The sequence below is a fragment of the Streptococcus gallinaceus genome (genome assembly GCF_040545695.1).
Taxonomy (GTDB): domain Bacteria; phylum Bacillota; class Bacilli; order Lactobacillales; family Streptococcaceae; genus Streptococcus; species Streptococcus gallinaceus.
The window spans coordinates 74,976-93,421 of record NZ_JBEPMK010000002.1 but is presented as its reverse complement, the minus strand read 5'-3'; the positions used below and the strand labels follow the sequence as shown (position 1 = coordinate 93,421).

The 18,446-nt window shown below is 40.4% G+C and carries 18 protein-coding genes; 17 read left to right on the top strand and 1 reads right to left on the bottom strand.

Annotated elements, in window-relative coordinates; translation table 11 throughout:
- Nucleotides 1–134 precede the first annotated feature (134 nt).
- The 11 genes from ABID27_RS02705 to ABID27_RS02655 all read left to right on the top strand — a co-directional run bounded on the left by ABID27_RS02705 (nucleotide 135) and on the right by ABID27_RS02655 (nucleotide 11,011).
- Entirely contained in the window at nucleotides 135–1,121 is a 987-nt protein-coding gene (locus ABID27_RS02705; protein ID WP_253363961.1) for a LacI family DNA-binding transcriptional regulator, read from the top strand.
- The gene (gene rbsK / locus ABID27_RS02700) at nucleotides 1,114–2,025 is read left to right on the top strand and encodes a ribokinase (RefSeq protein ID WP_253363963.1); all 912 of its coding nucleotides are present in this window, start codon (nucleotides 1,114–1,116) and stop codon (nucleotides 2,023–2,025) included. The genes ABID27_RS02705 and rbsK overlap by 8 nt, the downstream gene beginning before the upstream one ends.
- On the top strand, nucleotides 2,000–2,398 hold the full coding sequence (gene rbsD, locus ABID27_RS02695; RefSeq protein ID WP_253363965.1) for a D-ribose pyranase: 399 nt from the start codon (nucleotides 2,000–2,002) through the stop codon (nucleotides 2,396–2,398). The genes rbsK and rbsD overlap by 26 nt, the downstream gene beginning before the upstream one ends.
- A gap of 15 nt (nucleotides 2,399–2,413) precedes the next feature.
- Nucleotides 2,414–3,892, top strand: coding sequence for a sugar ABC transporter ATP-binding protein (locus tag ABID27_RS02690; RefSeq protein ID WP_354280073.1), 1,479 nt, complete (start codon nucleotides 2,414–2,416; stop codon nucleotides 3,890–3,892).
- 22 nt (nucleotides 3,893–3,914) lie between these two features.
- A complete protein-coding gene (locus tag ABID27_RS02685) occupies nucleotides 3,915–4,835 on the top strand; it encodes an ABC transporter permease subunit (RefSeq protein WP_435533066.1) in 921 nt (306 codons plus the stop codon).
- Nucleotides 4,836–4,894: 59 nt separating this feature from the next.
- Entirely contained in the window at nucleotides 4,895–5,863 is a 969-nt protein-coding gene (locus tag ABID27_RS02680; RefSeq protein ID WP_253363971.1) for a substrate-binding domain-containing protein, read from the top strand.
- A 469-nt stretch (nucleotides 5,864–6,332) separates the two neighbouring features.
- Entirely contained in the window at nucleotides 6,333–7,292 is a 960-nt protein-coding gene (locus tag ABID27_RS02675; RefSeq protein ID WP_354280070.1) for an ABC transporter substrate-binding protein, read from the top strand.
- A gap of 15 nt (nucleotides 7,293–7,307) precedes the next feature.
- Nucleotides 7,308–8,282 (top strand): ABC transporter substrate-binding protein, encoded by a 975-nt coding sequence (locus ABID27_RS02670; protein WP_354280069.1) that lies wholly within the window; start codon nucleotides 7,308–7,310, stop codon nucleotides 8,280–8,282.
- Nucleotides 8,283–8,293: 11 nt separating this feature from the next.
- Nucleotides 8,294–9,262, top strand: a complete 969-nt coding sequence (locus ABID27_RS02665; protein WP_253363977.1) for an ABC transporter substrate-binding protein — start codon at nucleotides 8,294–8,296, stop codon at nucleotides 9,260–9,262.
- 52 nt (nucleotides 9,263–9,314) lie between these two features.
- Nucleotides 9,315–10,199 (top strand): ABC transporter permease, encoded by an 885-nt coding sequence (locus ABID27_RS02660; RefSeq protein ID WP_354280067.1) that lies wholly within the window; start codon nucleotides 9,315–9,317, stop codon nucleotides 10,197–10,199.
- 8 nt (nucleotides 10,200–10,207) lie between these two features.
- Nucleotides 10,208–11,011 carry an ABC transporter ATP-binding protein gene (locus tag ABID27_RS02655; protein WP_354280065.1) on the top strand — a complete coding sequence of 268 codons (804 nt, stop codon included), beginning with the start codon at nucleotides 10,208–10,210 and terminating at the stop codon, nucleotides 11,009–11,011.
- 27 nt (nucleotides 11,012–11,038) lie between these two features.
- On the opposite strand, the gene ABID27_RS02650 is transcribed toward ABID27_RS02655, so the two are convergent.
- Nucleotides 11,039–11,944: a LysR family transcriptional regulator gene (locus ABID27_RS02650; protein WP_354280063.1), complete on the bottom strand. Its 906-nt coding sequence runs from the start codon at nucleotides 11,942–11,944 to the stop codon at nucleotides 11,039–11,041.
- Between the two features lie 155 nt (nucleotides 11,945–12,099).
- Here ABID27_RS02650 and ABID27_RS02645 point away from each other — a divergent pair, with 155 nt between their 5' ends.
- The 6 genes from ABID27_RS02645 (at nucleotide 12,100) to aroE (ending at nucleotide 18,409) form a co-directional block, all read left to right on the top strand.
- Complete coding sequence (locus ABID27_RS02645; protein ID WP_253363985.1) at nucleotides 12,100–12,942, top strand: sugar phosphate isomerase/epimerase family protein; 843 nt, start codon at nucleotides 12,100–12,102, stop codon at nucleotides 12,940–12,942.
- Nucleotides 12,943–13,013: 71 nt separating this feature from the next.
- Nucleotides 13,014–13,871: an SDR family NAD(P)-dependent oxidoreductase gene (locus tag ABID27_RS02640; RefSeq protein ID WP_253363991.1), complete on the top strand. Its 858-nt coding sequence runs from the start codon at nucleotides 13,014–13,016 to the stop codon at nucleotides 13,869–13,871.
- Nucleotides 13,872–13,933: 62 nt separating this feature from the next.
- The gene (locus ABID27_RS02635; RefSeq protein WP_354280061.1) at nucleotides 13,934–15,244 is read left to right on the top strand and encodes an MFS transporter; all 1,311 of its coding nucleotides are present in this window, start codon (nucleotides 13,934–13,936) and stop codon (nucleotides 15,242–15,244) included.
- Nucleotides 15,245–15,319: 75 nt separating this feature from the next.
- Nucleotides 15,320–16,534: an MFS transporter gene (locus ABID27_RS02630; protein WP_253363995.1), complete on the top strand. Its 1,215-nt coding sequence runs from the start codon at nucleotides 15,320–15,322 to the stop codon at nucleotides 16,532–16,534.
- Between the two features lie 15 nt (nucleotides 16,535–16,549).
- On the top strand, nucleotides 16,550–17,434 hold the full coding sequence (locus ABID27_RS02625) for a shikimate dehydrogenase (protein WP_253363998.1): 885 nt from the start codon (nucleotides 16,550–16,552) through the stop codon (nucleotides 17,432–17,434).
- Between the two features lie 102 nt (nucleotides 17,435–17,536).
- Entirely contained in the window at nucleotides 17,537–18,409 is an 873-nt protein-coding gene (gene aroE / locus ABID27_RS02620) for a shikimate dehydrogenase (RefSeq protein ID WP_354280058.1), read from the top strand.
- The last annotated feature ends 37 nt before the right edge of the window (nucleotides 18,410–18,446 follow it).

Sequence of the window (18,446 nt, the reverse complement as noted above, 5' to 3'; positions counted from 1 at the left end):
TTAAATTCTTATCCTGCTTTTTTATTGTTGTTCCATTATTTCAAAAAAATTTTTAAAAATGGTTGACAAAATCAGAGAAAACGGTTACAATTCAAAATATGAGAACGTTCCCATGTTTTTAGAAAAGAGGAGATATGACTACAATACGGCAAGTTGCTAAAACAGCAGGAGTTTCGACTTCCACTGTTTCTAGATACATTTCTCAAAATGGTTATGTTAGTCAAAAGGCAGCCCAGGACATTGAAAGAGCGATAAGAGAACTTAATTATGTTCCGAATTTTATGGCTCAATCATTAAAAACGAAAAAAAATCAGTTAGTTGGATTACTTTTACCTGATATATCAAACCCGTTCTTTCCAAGATTGGCGCGTGGAGTAGAGGAATTTCTTAAGGAAAAAGGCTATCGTGTCATGCTAGGAAATACCAACAATAAAGGACAACTAGAAGAGGAGTATCTAAATGTTCTATTGCAATGTAATGCAGCTGGAATTATCACAACTCATGATTTTACAAAAGAATATCCCGAAATTTCGATACCTGTTGTTGTTGTAGATAGGGTCACTCAAGAAACCCAGTATGGCGTTTTTTCGGACAATGAAGCTGGTGGACGCTTGGCAGCTGAAGCTGTTTGGCAAGCTGGCTCTCGACATATTTTACTTGTTCGAGGACCCTTGGATAAAGCGGAAAATTTGAACCAACGTTTTCAAGGGAGTTATGATTTTCTTGAGAAACATCAGGCTAAATTTTCGATTTGTGATAGTAGCAGTTTTGACTTTGACCAGATTCAGTTGGAGGCTAGGGAACAATTAGCTATACACCCAGATATTGATAGTATTATTGCACCTTCGGATATTCATGCTATCGGTTATATCCACGAGGTACTCAATTGTGGCAAGCGTATTCCAGAAGATATTCAAATTGTAGGATATGATGATATTTTGATGAGCCGTTTTGTTTATCCTGCCCTATCAACGATCCATCAGTCATCCTATAAGATGGGACAAAAGGCAGCCGAGTTAATCTATAAAATTACAAATCAGTTGCCTGTACAAGAAAATCGGATTAAATTACCTGTTCATTATGTTGAACGCGAAACAGTTAGGAGGGAAAAGGATGAGTAAAATAGTTGTTATTGGTAGTATTTCCATGGATTTGGTCATGGAAACAGACCGCATTGCACTAGAGGGGGAAACAGTTTTTGGTCAACGTTTCTCCATGGTTCCCGGTGGAAAGGGGGCAAATCAAGCTGTTGCTATCGGTCGCTTGAGTCAAGTTGGTGATGAAATTATCATGCTAGGATCAGTTGGACAAGATTCATTTGGCTCAGTATTATTACAAAATTTAAAGGATAACAATATTTCTGTGGGCAATGTGGGAACGGTACCACAATCTTCAGGTGTAGCTCAAATTACTCTTTACAATGATGATAATCGTATCATCTATTGTCCAGGAGCCAATGGCGAAGTTGATCCAAAGAATTGGACGAACGAATGGCAAGCATTTGAGAATGCAGCGTTAGTGGTTTTGCAAAATGAAATTCCGCATGAAGCAAATCGTGCAATTGCAGTATTTTGTAAGGAACACGGTATTAAGATACTCTATAATCCTGCACCTGCTCGGTCAACAGACCTAGAGTTGTTGGATTTTGTGGATTACTTTACTCCTAACGAACATGAATGTCAGGAATTATTCCCAGACGAATCACTTGAAGAATTACTAGAGCAATATCCAGAGAAATTAATCGTAACTCTAGGAACACGAGGTTCTATCTACTCAGATGGAAAAAAAATTCATCAGATTCCTGCTTTAAAAACGAAACCAGTTGATACAACAGGAGCAGGAGATACTTTTAACGGAGCGTTTGGATATGGTTTATCTCAAGGTCTTCCAGTCTTTGAAGCTCTAAAATTTGCTACACTAGCCTCTCATTTGTCTGTCCAAAAATTTGGTGCGCAGGGAGGTATGCCAACGATGAAAGAAATGAAAGAGAGTTCATATTATGAAAAAAACTGGAATTTTGAATAGTGATTTAGCAAAACTAGCGGATGACTTGGGACATACAGACCGAGTGTGTATCGGAGATTTAGGTTTACCAGTACCGAGTGAAACGCAGAAAATCGATCTTGCTTTGAAAGTGGGTGATCCCAAGTTTCAAGAGGTATTGGACGTTTATTTAGAGCATATCTTGGTTGAAAAAGTCATCCTAGCAGAAGAAATTAAAACGGCTAACCCAGAACAGTTAACAGCCATCTTAGGAAAATTAGATGCTGATGTAGAGGTTGAATATGTTAGCCATGAGGAGTTAAAAAATAGAAATAAAGAAGTAAAAGCGATTATCCGAACGGGTGAGAATACACCGTACTCTAATATCATTTTACAATCAGGAGTCATCCTCTAGAAAGGACACTTATTCATGAAAATTAACATGAAGGATATTTCCAAATCATTTGGTTCCAATCATGTATTGGAGAAAATTGATTTGACATTAGAGTCTGGGCAAGTTCATGCTCTAATGGGGGAGAATGGGGCTGGCAAGTCAACCCTAATGAATATTTTGACAGGTCTTTTTCCAGCAAGCTCAGGGACTATTGTAATTGATGGTGTAGAACGAACATTTTCAAATCCTCAGGAAGCCGAAGAGTTTGGGATTAGTTTTATTCATCAAGAAATGAATACTTGGCCTGACATGACTGTTCTAGAAAATCTGTTCTTGGGACGTGAAATTAAAAACAGTTTTGGTTTGTTGCAGGAAAAAAAGATGAGAGAAAAGGCGCAAGAGGCTTTCAATCGATTGGGGGTAATGATTCCTCTAGATGTCGCTATCGGTACGCTATCTGTTGGTCAGCAACAAATGATTGAAATTGCAAAGAGCTTGTTGAATCAACTGTCTATTCTGATAATGGATGAACCGACAGCAGCTTTGACGGATCGTGAAACAGAGCATCTATTCCAAATCATTAATAGCCTGAAAAAAGAGGGGGTAGGGATTGTTTACATTTCTCATCGAATGGAAGAAATCTTTAAAATTACTGATTTAATCACTGTTATGCGAGATGGAATTGTCGTCGACACCAAAGAAACTATATTAACAGATCCTGATGAATTGGTTAAAAAAATGGTTGGTCGAGAATTGGAAGATTATTATCCAGAAAAGAAATCTGAAATTGGAGAAGTTGCTTTCGAAGTAGAAAATCTTTCTGGTACAGCGTTTTCTAATGTATCTTTTAAGATACGAAAAGGAGAAATTATTGGATTTTCTGGCCTGATGGGAGCTGGTCGCACCGAGGTCATGCGAGCTATTTTTGGAATTGATAGTAAAACGTCAGGTATTATCAAAATTGATGGAAAAGCAGTTACAATCACAAATCCTTACCAAGCTATCCAGCACGGTGTAGGTTTTTTGACAGAAGATAGAAAAGACGAAGGTTTAGTGCTAGATTTCAGTATCAAGGACAATATGACTTTACCCTCAACTAAGGATTTTAGCAAGCATGGGATTTTTGATGAAAAGACAAGTAGAATCTTTGTTCAAAAATTGATTGATCGTCTAGCGATTAAATCAGGGACACCAGAGTTAGAGGTGGGAAATCTATCTGGTGGTAATCAACAAAAGGTTGTCTTAGCGAAATGGATTGGTATTGCGCCGAAGGTTCTGATTTTGGATGAGCCAACGCGTGGCGTAGATGTCGGTGCTAAGCGTGAAATTTATCAGCTCATGAATGAATTGGCGGATAGAGGAGTGCCGATTATCATGGTATCTTCTGATTTACCAGAAGTATTGGGCGTTAGCGATCGTATATTGGTGATGCACGAAGGGAAAATAAACGGCGAGTTAAGTTGTGATGAGGCTAGCCAAGAAAAAGTTATGCAACTAGCAACAGGAGGAAAATAAGTTGAAAAATATCGTAAAAAATATGCCAGAGTTGACCACTTTGATAGCCTTAATTGCATTGATGATAGTCATCACTTTTCTCAACCCAAACTTTTTAACGACCAATAATTTACTGAACTTACTCTTACAAGTCACAGCAAATGGATTTATTGCTTTTGGTATGACCTTTGTTATCTTGACAGGGGGAATTGACTTGTCCGTCGGATCGATTTTAGCCCTATCAAGTGCCTTAAGCGCAGGATTGATTGGTCAAGGTATGCCTGTTGGTCTGGCAATTGTTCTAGCAGTTTGTATGGGGGGGATATTTGGAATGTTAAATGGTCTCTTTATCTCTTTTGGGAAATTAGCACCGTTTATTGTTACCCTTGCAACCATGACGATTTTTAGAGGAGCAACCCTAGTTTATTCAAATGGGAATCCAATTACAGAAGGCCTATCAGATAGCTTCCTCTTTCAATTTTTAGGTCAGGGGTATGTTGTAGGCATTCCATTCCCAGTTATTCTTATGTTTCTAACATTTGTTATTTTGTATATTTTGTTGCACAAAACAGCTTTTGGGAAATCTGTCTACGCTCTAGGAGGCAATGAAAAAGCAGCGTATATCTCAGGTGTTAAGTTAAACAAAGTTAAAATTATCATCTATACCATTTCTGGTATGATGGCTTCTATTTCAGGCTTGATTATCACATCACGTCTCAATTCAGCACAACCAACTGCGGGTGCTAGCTATGAAATGGATGCTATTGCGGCAGTCGTACTTGGTGGAACATCTCTTTCAGGAGGGAAAGGACGTATTTTGGGGACTTTAATAGGGGCCCTCATCATCGGTGTTTTAAATAATGGTTTGAATATCATCGGTGTTTCAGCATTCTGGCAACAAGTTGTTAAAGGCATTGTAATTTTAATTGCCGTTTTACTTGATCGTTTGAAAGTAGCAAAATAAACTCGATATTCGTATAAGAATAACTTTCATACGAATACACATTATAAAGGAGTATCCCCATGAAATTTGGAAAAAAATTAAGCATTTTGGCTCTAGGTTTAACACTTATCTTAACTCTCGGCGCTTGCGGAAAAACAGGACTTGGTAATTCTTCTGGTCAAGCTAGCAAAGAAGTTACTAAAAAAGAAGCTAAGGATTTGAAGTTGGGAGTATCCTTATCTACAACTAATAATCCCTACTTTGTTGCAATGAAAGACGGAATTGATAAATTTGCTAGTCAAGAATCAGTGACAGTAAAAGTAACGGATGCTCAAGACGATGCAGCTCGTCAGGCAGATGATGTTCAGAATTTTATTAGTCAGAATGTCGATGCTATCTTGATTAACCCCGTAGATTCAAAAGCCATCGTGACAGCGATAAAAGCTGCTAATACGGCGAATATTCCTGTCATTTTGATTGACCGTGGCAGTGAGGGTGGAGAAGTTTTGACAACTGTGGCCTCTGATAACGTAGAAGCTGGGAAAATGGCTGCTGACTATATTGTCAAAGAATTGGGTGAAAAAGCTAAGGCATTTGAATTGTCAGGTGTCCCTGGTGCATCAGCAACTGTTGACCGTGGCAAAGGTTTCAATGCTATTGCAAAATCAAAATTAAATGTTTTATCAAGTCAGTCAGCTAATTTTGATCGAGCTAAAGCGTTGAATACTGCTCAAAATATGATTCAAGGAAACAAAGATGTACAAGTCATCTTTGCTCAAAATGATGAAATGGCTTTAGGTGCAGCACAAGCGGTTAAGTCTGCTGGTTTGCAAAATGTTTTAATTGTTGGTATCGACGGACAACCAGATGCCCACGATGCAATTAAGAAAGGTGATATTTCAGCGACAGTTGCACAACAGCCAGCAAAAATGGGTGAAATTGCTATCCAAGCTGCTATTGATCATTATCAAGGTAAAAAAGTAGAAAAAATAACAGTGTCTCCGATTTATCTCGTAACTAAAGATAATGTTGACCAATATAACTGGTAAGATTTTCTAGAGAAAAAGTCCTCATGCCTAATAGCATGGGGACTTTATGCATTATCTAGCACCTCTATTCAAAAAAAGGTAAATTTATTCATAAAAATCCTTGACAAACCGATTGAAAAGTTTTATTATTTTACTAACATAAAAAATGAGAAAGAGAGAAACTCAGATGAGTCAGAATTGTCAGCTTAAAACAGCCAAGCATTCTTATTACTACAGCTACTTTAGATAGTGTTTGTAGACATGTTTACATGGATGCAAACACATAAACGAAAGTTTGTATCTATGTGGCTGTGGTTGTTTAAGCTGTGCCCACTAGATGAAATCTAAACGGGCACTGAGATGATTTTTCTGTTTTTCATTTACAGCAAAATATAAGGACCGTTTGGATTTCTATCTAACGGTCCTTATTTTTATACAATTCCTATTTGAGTTTGTTGATTTCACATGAACAGGAAATGGAGATTTTACAATGAAATTTAGAAAAGTTACTCTTGCCTTTCTTCTACTCGTATCCGCGTTTGGTTTGGCGGCTTGTTCGGGTTCTTCCAAAGATAAGTCTGAACAGGTCAGCGTAGGAATTATCCAATACGCAGAGCACGGCGCCCTAACAGCTGCGCGTGAAGGTTTTGTAGAAGCCTTAGGAGAAGATGGCTACAAAGAAGGTAAAAACTTGAAGATTGATTACCAAAATTCCCAAGGAGATCAAGCCAATCTTCAAACCATGGTAGAGCAGTTGGCGGGTAAAAATGATCTGAATTTTGCCATTGCAACACCAGCAGCACAAGCTTTGCTTAATGTTGATTCGGATACACCATCGGTGTTTACAGCCGTGACGGATCCCGTTTCAGCTGGATTGGTTGATTCCATGGAGAAACCTGGTGGGAATATGACGGGTTCGATTGATGCGACAGATGTAGCTGGTCAAATCAAGATGCTTCTGAAAGTTGTGCCAAGCGCCAAGACAGTTGGAATTTTTTATAACTCAAGCGAAGTAAATTCGCAAGTTCAGGCAGAAGCAGCTCAAAAAGCATTGGAAAAAGCTGGCGTAAAGGTGCTGGTAAAAACTGTTACAACCACCAATGATGTGCAACAAGTGATGACTTCGCTAGCCGGTCAAGTAGATGCTATTTACTTGCCGACGGACAATACAGTAGCTTCTACAGCCTCCACTATCGGAGAAGTTCTAAAAGCTAAAAAAGTCCCTGCCATCGGAAGTGACGAGGCTTACCTAGAAGGAGTTCTCTTCACATACGGTGTGGATTACCATGGAATCGGTGTTCAAGCCGGTCAGATGGCTGCTAAGTTACTCAAAGGAGAAAAAGCAAGTAAGGTTCCTGTTCAAAAGCCAAAAACAGCAGCTATCGCTGTCAATGAAGACATGGCTATGGCACTTGGTTTTGATGTAGCTACGATTAAGGCGTTGAAGTAGCGATGAGGAGATTGTATGAGAGTATGGAAAAAATTTGTCACATTAGGATTAGTCGGTTGGGGTAGTCTAGCGCTGGTAGCATGTAGCCAGAAGAAGGAAACAGCAGCTAAGGAAGATGTAAAAATTGGTATTTTACAATACATGGAGCATGATGCACTGGACACTTCGCGAAAAGGATTTATTGTAGCTTTGAAGGATGCCGGTTATGAAGAAGGAAAAAATCTAAGCATCGACTACAAAAATGCCCAAGGTGATCAAGCAAGCTTGCAAACTATGGCAGAACAGCTTGCAGGGAAAAATGATTTGAACTTAGCCATTGCCACACCGGCAGCCCAGTCACTGTTAAATGTGGATACCGAGACACCAACCGTCTTCACAGCCATCTATGACCCTGTGGCGGCTTCACTGGTGAATTCGCTTAAGAAACCTGGTGGGAATATGACAGGTTCAAGTCATGTGATGGATGTTGCTAAGCAGATTGAATTGCTTTTAAAAGTGGCACCAAATGCTAAAAAAGTAGGAATTTTTCATAATTCGAGCGGAATTAACTCGGAATCCCAAGCAAACTTAGCCATTGCTGCCTTGAAAAAAGCAGGTGTGGAGCCTGTTGAAAAGACCATTACATCAAGCAACGATGTCCAACAAGCCATTACCTCTCTAGCAGGTCAAGTAGATGCCATCTATCTGCCAGCAGATAACACGGTTGCTTCTACGGCGTCTACCATTGGAGAAGTCTTAAAGAGTAAAAAAATTCCAGCAATTGGTAGTGATGAAAATTCAAGTCAGGCAGCTCTCTTTACCTACGGAGTTGACTTTTATGTCTTAGGTCAGCAAGCTGGGAAAATGGCTGTTGAAATCTTAAAAGGAGCAGATCCTGCTGATATGCCAGTTCAAGGACCAGAAGTCATCAAGATTAAGGTCAATGAAGAAATGGCCAAAGCCTTGGAAATTGACACAAAAATGATTGAAAAATTGGATGATAAGAAATAGAGGAGAACAATATGTATAAATGGGTAAAAAAAGTAGCAGTAGCCGGTCTTATCTCTGCAAGTGTCATAGCACTGGTGGCATGTAGTTCAGGTGGTAAAAAATCAACGTCAGATGCAGTGAAGGTAGGGATTTTGCAGTATATGGAGCATGATTCCTTGACTGCAGCACGTAAAGGTTTTGTGGCTGAGTTAGAAAAAGAAGGCTATAAAGAAGGAAAAAATCTGACGCTCGATTATCAAAATGCGCAGGGTGACCAAGCAAACTTACAGACCATTTCAGAACAGTTGGTAAAAGGCAATGATTTGGTATTGGCTATCGCAACTCCAACGGCGCAAAGTTTGGCAACAGCTTCGACAGAAGTACCGATTCTCTTCACAGCTGTGACGGATCCTGTATCAGCAGATTTGGTTAATTCTATCAAAAAACCAGGTGGACTTTTGACAGGAACAAGTGACCAAGCTCCGATTGACAAGCAGGTTGAGTTGTTGGGACAAGCCTTGCCAAATGCAAAAAAAGTCGGAATTCTCTACACTACTAGTGAACGAAACTCAGAAGTGCAGGTCCAAGAAGCAGAAAAATTACTGAAAAAAGCAGGTTATACAGTTGAGAAAAAAGGCATCAACTCAACCAATGATGTACAGGATGCAGCAACTAGCTTGATGACGGATGTCGATGCAGTCTTTGTTCCAACGGATAATACAGTTGCTTCTACTATGACTATGATTGGTGAATTATCTGTCACCCACAAAGTCCCAGTTATCGGTGGGTCAACGGATATGGTTGATGCTGGTGGGCTGTTGACTTACGGTACAAACTATGAAGCACTCGGACGTCAAACAGCTAAAATGGCCGTCAAAGTTCTTAAGGGAGATGAGCCAGCTAAGTTGGCTGTTGAATACCCTGAGACAGTTGAATTGCATGTCAATAAAGGAATGGCAGAAAAATTAGGGATTGATGTCTCAAAACTTTCTGTAAAATAGTAATCAATGAAATACAGTTGATCAGCTGTATTTCTAAAAAAAGGAGTATATTGTGGATCTTATTTTATCAAGCTTATCACAAGGTTTGTTGTGGTCAATCATGGCCATCGGTGTGTATTTAACTTTTCGAATTTTAGACATTGCAGATATGACAGCTGAAGGGGCCTATCCCCTTGGAGCTGCAATCTGTGCGACCGGAATTGTCAATGGAGTCAATCCTCTTCTAGCAACAGGACTTGCCTTTTTAGGTGGGATGGGAGCAGGCTTGATCTCAGGTTTCTTGCATACAAAATTAAAAATCCCAGCCTTGCTGACTGGTATTGTTACCTTGACAGGTCTTTATTCGATTAACTTGAAGGTGATGGGAAAGGCCAATGTAGCCCTTCTTCGTCAAACAACTTTAGTCACTCAATTGCGTGATTTAGGTCTGGATAAAACAGGTGCTGTTTTGGTGATTGGCGCGGTGTTTGTCCTAGCCGTTATTGGCTTGCTAACACTTCTGATGAAAACACAAGTCGGACTGGCTCTTCGCTCGACTGGGGACAATATTCCAATGAGTGAGGCCAATGGCATCAATGTAGACCGAATGAAAATCTACGGTTACATGTTATCGAACAGCTTGATTGCACTTTGTGGTGCCTTATTAACGCAAAATAATGGCTATGCAGATTTGAATTCAGGAACAGGGACTATCGTTATCGGCTTGGCGTCTGTCATTATTGCGGAGGTCATTATCCGAAACCTCAGTATTGGTTGGCGTTTGGCGTCTGTTGTACTTGGTTCCATTCTCTATCGTCTGATTATCTTGGCTATTTTGGAAATTCCATGTATGGATGCAGATTTGGTCAAACTCTTCTCAGCTATTCTCTTGGCAACAGTTCTCTTTGTACCTGAATTGCAGAAGAAATTGAAGATTCGTAAATTGAACTTAGGATAGGAGAAATCATGTCAACAATATTATCAATTCAAGAAATTCATAAAACATTTGAAGCGGGAACCATCAATGAAAACCATGTCTTAAAAGGCTTATCATTGGATGTTGAAGAGGGTGATTTTATCTCGATTATCGGGGGAAATGGAGCCGGTAAGTCAACCTTGATGAACTCGCTCGCAGGTGCATTGACAGTGGATAAGGGCGATATTTTATTGGATGGAAAATCCATCAAGCATGTCTCAGCAGCAAAGCGGGCAAAAGATATTAGTCGTGTCTTCCAAGATCCAAAAATGGGAACGGCCTCTCGTCTGACAATCGAAGAAAATATGGCCATCGCTTATCGCCGCGGTCTCAAACGTGGATTAGGCTGGGGTGTGAAAGATAGTGAGCGCAAGATTTTTGCTGAATCTCTGAAAGAATTGGATTTGGATCTGGAAAATCGGATGAAGGTAGAAACCCAGTTTTTATCAGGTGGTCAACGCCAAGCTTTGACTCTGTTGATGGCTTCACTTGTCAAACCCAAAGTCCTACTCTTAGACGAACATACAGCGGCACTTGACCCAAAAACCAGTGATATGGTTATGGAATTGACGAAAAAAATCGTGGAAAATCACGGCTTGACTACCTTGATGATTACCCACAATATGGAAAATGCTATCCAATACGGAAATCGTCTGGTCATGCTTCACCAAGGGAAAATCGTTGTGGATGTTCGCGGAGAAGAAAAGAAAAATCTGACGGTTCAAGATTTGATGAATCTCTTCCATAAAAATAGCGGACAAGTATTAACCAGTGATGAACTAATTTTGAGTTAAAAAACACCGATTCATAGGAATCGGTGTTTAACGTATATCAGGTAATTCAGGAGAGCTTGTCCGAAGAAAGCCGAGAAAAAGGGATAGTTCTGGGGTTGGTAGGACATCATTGCGGTAAGCCGCATAGTAGATACGTGCCTTCTTCAGAGCCTCTACCTCGATAATTGCGATATCATCGAGACTGTCTAAAAAATCAAATTTTGGAATGATGGCAAGACCAAACCCTTGTGCTACTAGTCCAGCAACCGTTTCATCCTCGCTGACTTCAAAGGCGACTTGTGGTTTGCTGTTTGCCTTTTCATAAATTTGCTCAATAATAGGACGAATACCGCTTCGTTTAGAAAACCAGACCTGTGGAAAAGGTAAAGTGTCTTCAAGTGTGATACTTTCTTGATGGGCGAGGGGATGATTTTTAGGGACAATCACTACCAAATCCTGCGCAAAAACAGGAAGGTAGGAAATAGTCGGATAGTGGTCCAATTTAGAGCAAAATGCGACATCGTATTTATTTGTGACCACTCCATTGATCAAATCACCAGACATCCCACTGTCATTATGAAAATCAAAATTGATATAAGCAGTCGGATACTGGTCAAGAAATCGGCGAACTAGATTGGGCACAGCTTTTCGGCCCAATACCCGAAGAAGGGTGAGATTAAGCGTGGTCCGGCTACCGTTATTTCGTTGTAGCTGTTGGACGCCATTGTCAAGAATGGCTAATGAAGACTGAACCGTCGTATAAAATTCACGGCCAGCCTTGGTCAGTACGATATTGCGTCCTTGCTTTGAAAATAGGGATACGGTTAATTCTTCCTCTAGCATCATAATGGCATGGCTGAGGGTCGGCTGAGTGATGTGTAGCTGGCGCGCAGCATCAGTATAATGCTCCAAATCCGCTAATGTCAGAAAGTAACGTAAATGTTGTAAGTTCATAAATTCACCAAATAATTTCTAGCAATAGTGTAGCATAATTGATAAATTTTTTCTATAAATAGTTGTAAAAATATTGATTTGTTTTTCTTTTAGGGCTGGATTATAATTGAAATTGTAGAAAGTGAAAAAATTAACAAACTAAGGGGGACATGATTATGTCAGAACTTTCACCAATTACAATCAGCTCTTGGACACTCGGTGACCAATGTAAATTTGAAGATCGTGTAAAAGCTGCAAAAGAAGCAGGTTATGAAGGAATTGGTCTTCGTGCAGAAACTTATGTTGATGCCCTTCAAGAAGGCTTGACTGACCAAGACATTTTGGACATCTTGGCAAAATATGACATCAAAGTAACAGAAGTTGAATACATTGTACAATGGGCGGAAGAACACCGTAGTTACGAACAAAAATACAAAGAACAAATGTGCTTCCACATGTGTAAACTCTTTAACGTTGGTCACATCAACTGTGGTCTCATGGAAAATTACTCAGTAGAGTACACAGCACAAAAATTGAAAGAATTGTGTGAACGTGCTGGTGAATTGATCATCGGTGTTGAGCCAATGCCATATTCAGGTCTCCCTACATTTGAAAAAGCTTATGCAGTTGTAGTAGCATCAGGTTGCGACAATGCGATGTTGATTTTGGATACATGGCACTGGGTACGTGCGGATCAACCATACATTGATTTGACTCCTGAGCAAGCAGCAAAAGTTATTTCTATCCAAATCAATGACGCTTACGATCGTCCATATGCAGCTTCTATCTTGCGTGACGAATCTATGCATGACCGTCTTGCTCCAGGTACTGGTGCCAAAGATACAGCTGGCTTTGTACGCATGATTAAAAATGCAGGCATCACACCAAAAGTTATCGGGGTAGAAGTAATCTCAGATGAAATTCTTGGTCGTGGATTGGCTGAAGCATCAGCTCATACATTTGACAATACAGTTAAAGTATTGGAAGAAACTTGGCCTGGACAATTACCAGGGAAATAATGAAAACGGTTTTCGCAACTAGATAAATCTGCTATAATAATAGAATATAAATAATAGAGGAGAACAGATACATGTCAGATAAATGGTTAGGTCTTGAAGGCAAAACGGCGGCTGTAACAGGTGCCGTAGGTGGTATGGGACGTACAATCGTTCAAGAATTTGCAAAACAAGGAACGAATGTTGTCTTGATGGACATTCGTGAAGATGCCTTGGTCGAATACGCTGAAGAAATCGCAAAAGAATACGATGTAGAAACACTCGCTGTTGCGACAAATTCAACTGTAGAAGCAGATGTGGACAAGGCAGTTGCAAAAGCAATTGAAAAATTTGGTACGGTAGATATTTTGGTCAATACTGCTGCCATGCTTCGTGCCTGTCCATTGGAAGATCTTCCGCTTGAAGAATGGCGTCAAACAGTGGATATCAACTTGACAGGTTACTTCTTGGTATCACAACGTTTTGGCCGTCAATTTATCAAACAAGGTAAAGGAAATATGGTGCACATCTCAACAATCGCATCTATTTTCCCAGAAACGTACTCAGCAGCCTACAGTTCAACTAAAGCTGGTGTCAATATGATGTCTCGTCAAATGGCGGCTGAATGGGGACAATTTGGAGTCCGTTCAAACTGTATCCAACCTTGCTTTGTAAAAACACCATTGTCAGAAAGTTTCTATGCTGATCCAGCTGTAGAAGAAGGACGCAAAGCATTGACTGCAAACAAACGCATTGGGAACACAATGGACATTGCAAATGCTGTTCTTTACTTGGCAAGTGATCGTTCAGATTATACAAATGGTCATGAGCTTCGTGTGGAAGGTGGATTTGGTATCATGATGGGTGACCAAACACCAAAACCAGGCGGACGTCGTGAATTTGCTGAAAAAGAGCACAATGCCTACCTTGAACGGATCAAGGGCAATAACTAATAGCATCATAGAGCCAAGGGGCAGGCGTCCCTTTGACCCATACCGAAAGGAATTATGAATTAATGTTTAAGAATAATAAATATAACTTTACAGCATTCTTGCTATGGTCAGCTTACTTCTGTCACGGGATTCAAGCACTCTTGATTTCACAAAATGCAAAATTCTTCGCAGTAAAATGGAACTTGATTTCACAAGCAAATTTGACTGACCCAGCTAAATTAGCTGTTGCAACAGGGACTGTTTTGGCAGCTGTTGCTTGGACTGGTTGGGGTAAATTATCCTTCCTTGCTTTCTCAGGACCTTTATCAGATAAAATTGGTCGTAAACCATTGATCGTACTTGGTTTGCTTGGGTACGTGCTGATGTTTGCATCATTCTTGTTTGCAACAAACATCACTCTTGTAAACTTCTTGGCCTTCATTGGTGGGGCTATGACATCCTTCTATGACGGTGCCATTAACCCAGCCCTCTTTGAAATGTATCCTGAAAACAAATCAACAGCATCTGTTCTTGGTAAAACATTCATCTCTGTTTCATCTATCTTGTACCCATTGGTTGTTGCCTTTGTAGCGACAAATGGTCTTGCTCCTGAAATTGGTATCTGGATTCCACTCGTACTCAGTGCTCTTGTATTTGCAGGTGTTCTCTTTGCCAAATTCCCAGATTTGGATTTGCAAAAAGCAGAAGGTTTGTCTGCTTCAGAAGCTATTAAAGAATTGGAAAAACGTCAGAATGTTGCAGCTGTGGGTTCAGTTGAAAAAGCAAACCATGGTAAATTTGCTCTGGACGGAACAGTCTTGTCTATCTTTGCTTTGACAATCTACTCAAACTTCTATCTCTTCCAACAAGCTTCAAAAATTTATGCCACAAACGTATTGAACATGTCAGAAGGTGCAGCAGCATCTGTTACTTCCCTCTACCAATTAGGTGGTTTGGTAGCAACATTTGTCTTTGCAATCATGATGGCACGTGGTGTACGTGATATGGCAATCCTTGCAGTCAGCCCAATCTTTGCTGGATTAGCAGGTCTCTTGGTTTACTTTATACCATCACCAGCAACATTGACAATTGCAGGTATCATTGTTGGTTTCTGCGCCGCAGGTGGTCTCCTTCAAATGGGTAACGGCGTGCTCAACCAATTCTTTGATACAAACAAAGGTCGTAATACTTCCGTTTACTACTTTGTAATGGCACTTGGTTCAATCATCATTCCAAAAGCAGCAGGTAGCTTGATTGCAGCTGGTAAGGGTGAATTGATCATGTTGATTATGGCTGGTACAGGTATTGTATCTGCAGCACTTATGTTCTTTGCTGGTACACGTTACAGCCATATCTTTGGTGTATCACCATTCTCAAATTCTAAAAAAGGCTAAAGCCTAAAAATAAGGTTCAGGACTGAGGTAAGACCTCGGTCTTGACCTGTATTCTCTTTGAAAGGCTAAAACTTAGTGGCAAAAAATAAATACATTCCAACTATTGGTAGTTTGTACGTAAACTACGTATTTCAAGGGATTGCAGCGATTATCGTCTCTCAAAATATGTCTGTTCTTCGTGAAAACTGGGGTGCTTCTTTCAAAGAAGTTTCCTTGGTGCTGAGTGCGATTGGTGTGGGGCGAATCTTGAGTGTCAACTTTGCAGGTGTCTTATCTGATAAGTTGGGACGACGTCGTTCGATTTTACTTGGGATTTTTTCCTACATTGTCTTTTTTATAGGCTTGCTCTTGTCGCCAAATTACATCTGGGCGTTTCTATTCTCGATTTTTGCAGGATTTGGAAATGCCTTTTTGGACACGGGGACCTATCCAGTGGTAGTCGAAGCCTTTGAAAATCCTTCAAGAAATAGTGCCCTTAGTGTGCTTAACAAGGCATTTATCTCGATGGGGCAGTTCATTTTTCCGATTATCACACGGTTCATTTTACAAAATGATTATTATTTTGGTTGGACCTTTATTGTTTCTGCAATCTGTATGGCGCTGAACTTGTTCTTAACGCTCCGTCTGCCATTTCCAAGGGTTCAAGACGGAAAAGTAGTAACGGTCAGCGAAGAAGACTTGGTCAAGGAAGAAGTGACAACTGTAGAAGATACGGGTGCTAATTTCAAAATTGAAGGAATTGCACTGTTGATTTTCTCCTTCGTTTCGGTTTCGCTCTTCAATATCTTTATCACTTGGATTCCATCGTTTGCACAAGATGTCCTTCAGATGAAAGAAGCAGATAGTTTAGTTCTTGTAAGCTATTACAGTATCTTTTCATTTATTTCTGTTTTTGTGACCTCCTTTATTGTCAATCGAGGCATCAACATTCCGAAATTCATGGTTTTCTGTACGAGCATTACTGGATTGGCCTTGACTATTATGCTCTTCCGTCCAAGTTTTGTGACAGTGATGTTGGCAACTTTCTGCGTTGGATTTTTCGCAGCAGGAGGAATTTGGCAACTGGGTCTAGCTATTCTGCTGGAATTTTTCCCATTCAAACGGGGAGTGATTACAAGTTTTTACTCGCTGGCAACATCTATCTCAGTGATGGGTATTCCTTACTTGACGGGTGTTCTTGCTGAGCAAAATATGCGCTATATTTTTGTCTTAAATGCTGGTTTAGCTTTTCTCGGGGCGGCTTGTCTCGTCCTAGTTTACAAACGTTATCAAACAATTTTTTACAAATAAGAAAGAGGTTCTATCATGACAGAACGTTTATCCGGTCACACACTCTTGGTTAGCTTGATTGCTACTCCTATCCGTCACAGCTTGTCTCCAAAAATGCACAATGAAGCTTATGCAAAATTAGGTTTGGACTATGCCTACCTTGCTTTTGAAGTTGGTCAAGAAGAATTGGCTGACGCAGTACAAGGTATTCGTGCATTGGGCATCCGTGGTTCAAACGTTTCTATGCCAAATAAACAAGCAATCATCCCTTACCTTGATGAATTGTCACCAGCTGCTGAATTGGTTGGTGCTGTCAATACTGTTGTTAACAAAGATGGAAAAGGTCACTTGGTAGGTCATGTGACAGACGGTACAGGTGCTGTTCGTGCTTTGGCAGAAGAAGGTGTCGATGTGAAAGACCAAATCATCACACTTACTGGTGCTGGTGGTGCAGGTACTGCGATTGCTATTCAGTTGGCGCTTGATGGCGCAAAAGAAATCCGTATCTTCAACCGTCAAGATGATTTCTATGCAAATGCAGAAAAAACAGTTGAAAAAATCAATACTCGTACAGATTCATCAGCTACATTGACAGACTTAGCTGACCAAGCTGCCTTCAAACAATCCATAGCTGAATCAAGCATCTACATTGATGCAACAAGTGCTGGTATGAAACCGCAAGAAGATGTTTCATTGATTGACGACCCCGCTATGATTCGCCCTGACTTGGTGGTATTTGACGTGGTTTACAGCCCGCTTGAAACAAAATTACTTAAATTTGCGAAAGAAAATGGCGCTAAGAAAGCCCTCAATGGTATCGGCATGATGCTCTACCAAGGTGCAGAAGCCTTCAAACTCCACACAGGTGAAGATATGCCAGTGGAATACATCCGCGATACATTCTTTAGCGACGCTAAGTAAGTAGAAATTGGTCCCCAGCCAATCGAGAATGATTGACTATAACAAAGAGAGGCCTAGCCTCTCTTTTCACGTGTAGAGAATTGAAATAGAAGGAAGTGTCTCATGACAGAACGTTTATCCGGTCACACTTTGATGCTGGCCCTTATCGCAACCCCCATTCGCCATAGTTTGTCACCAAAAATGTACAATGAAACCTATGCAAAACTTGGCCTAGACTTGGCTTATCTGGCTTTTGAAGTTGGGCAAGAGGAACTACCGGACGCGGTGAAAGCCATTCGTGCTCTGGGGATTGTCGGTGGAAATGTTTCCATGCCCAATAAGCAAGCCATCGTTCCTTATATGGATGAGTTATCCTCAGCGGCTAAAATGATTGGCGCGGTCAATACCTTTGTGAACAAAGACGGTTATCTGATTGGGCATAATACAGACGGAGTGGGTGCTGTTCGTGCCTTAGAGGCTGAAGATATTGACGTCAAAAATCAAGTGATTACCCTAGCTGGTATTGGTGGTGCGGGTACAGCTATTGCGGTTCAGTTGGGATTGGAAGGTGCAAAAGAAGTTCGTATTTTTAACATCAAAGACAGGGCTTTTGATGCCGCAGCAAGTATTGTTGATACCATCAATACAGAGACACAAACAAAAGTGACTTTGGAAGATTTATCTGATACGGAAAATTTCTACAAATCTATCGGTGAAAGCAGCATCTATATCGATGCGACAGGCATCGGAATGAAACCGTTTGAGGACATGAAATTGATCAATGATCCTGCAGTTATTCGTCCTGATTTGGTGATTTTAGATGTTGTATACAGCCCAGCGGAGACCCAACTCTTGAAGTTTGCCCGTGAAAATGGCTGTCAGAAAGTCTTTAATGGATTGTCTATGATGCTCTATCAAGGTGCAGCAGCTTTCAAATTGCATACCGGAGAAGATATGCCTGTGGACTACATCCGTGAATTGCTGTTTGAAAAATAAGATACAGAAAAAGAAGCTAATCCAAGCTTCTTTTCTT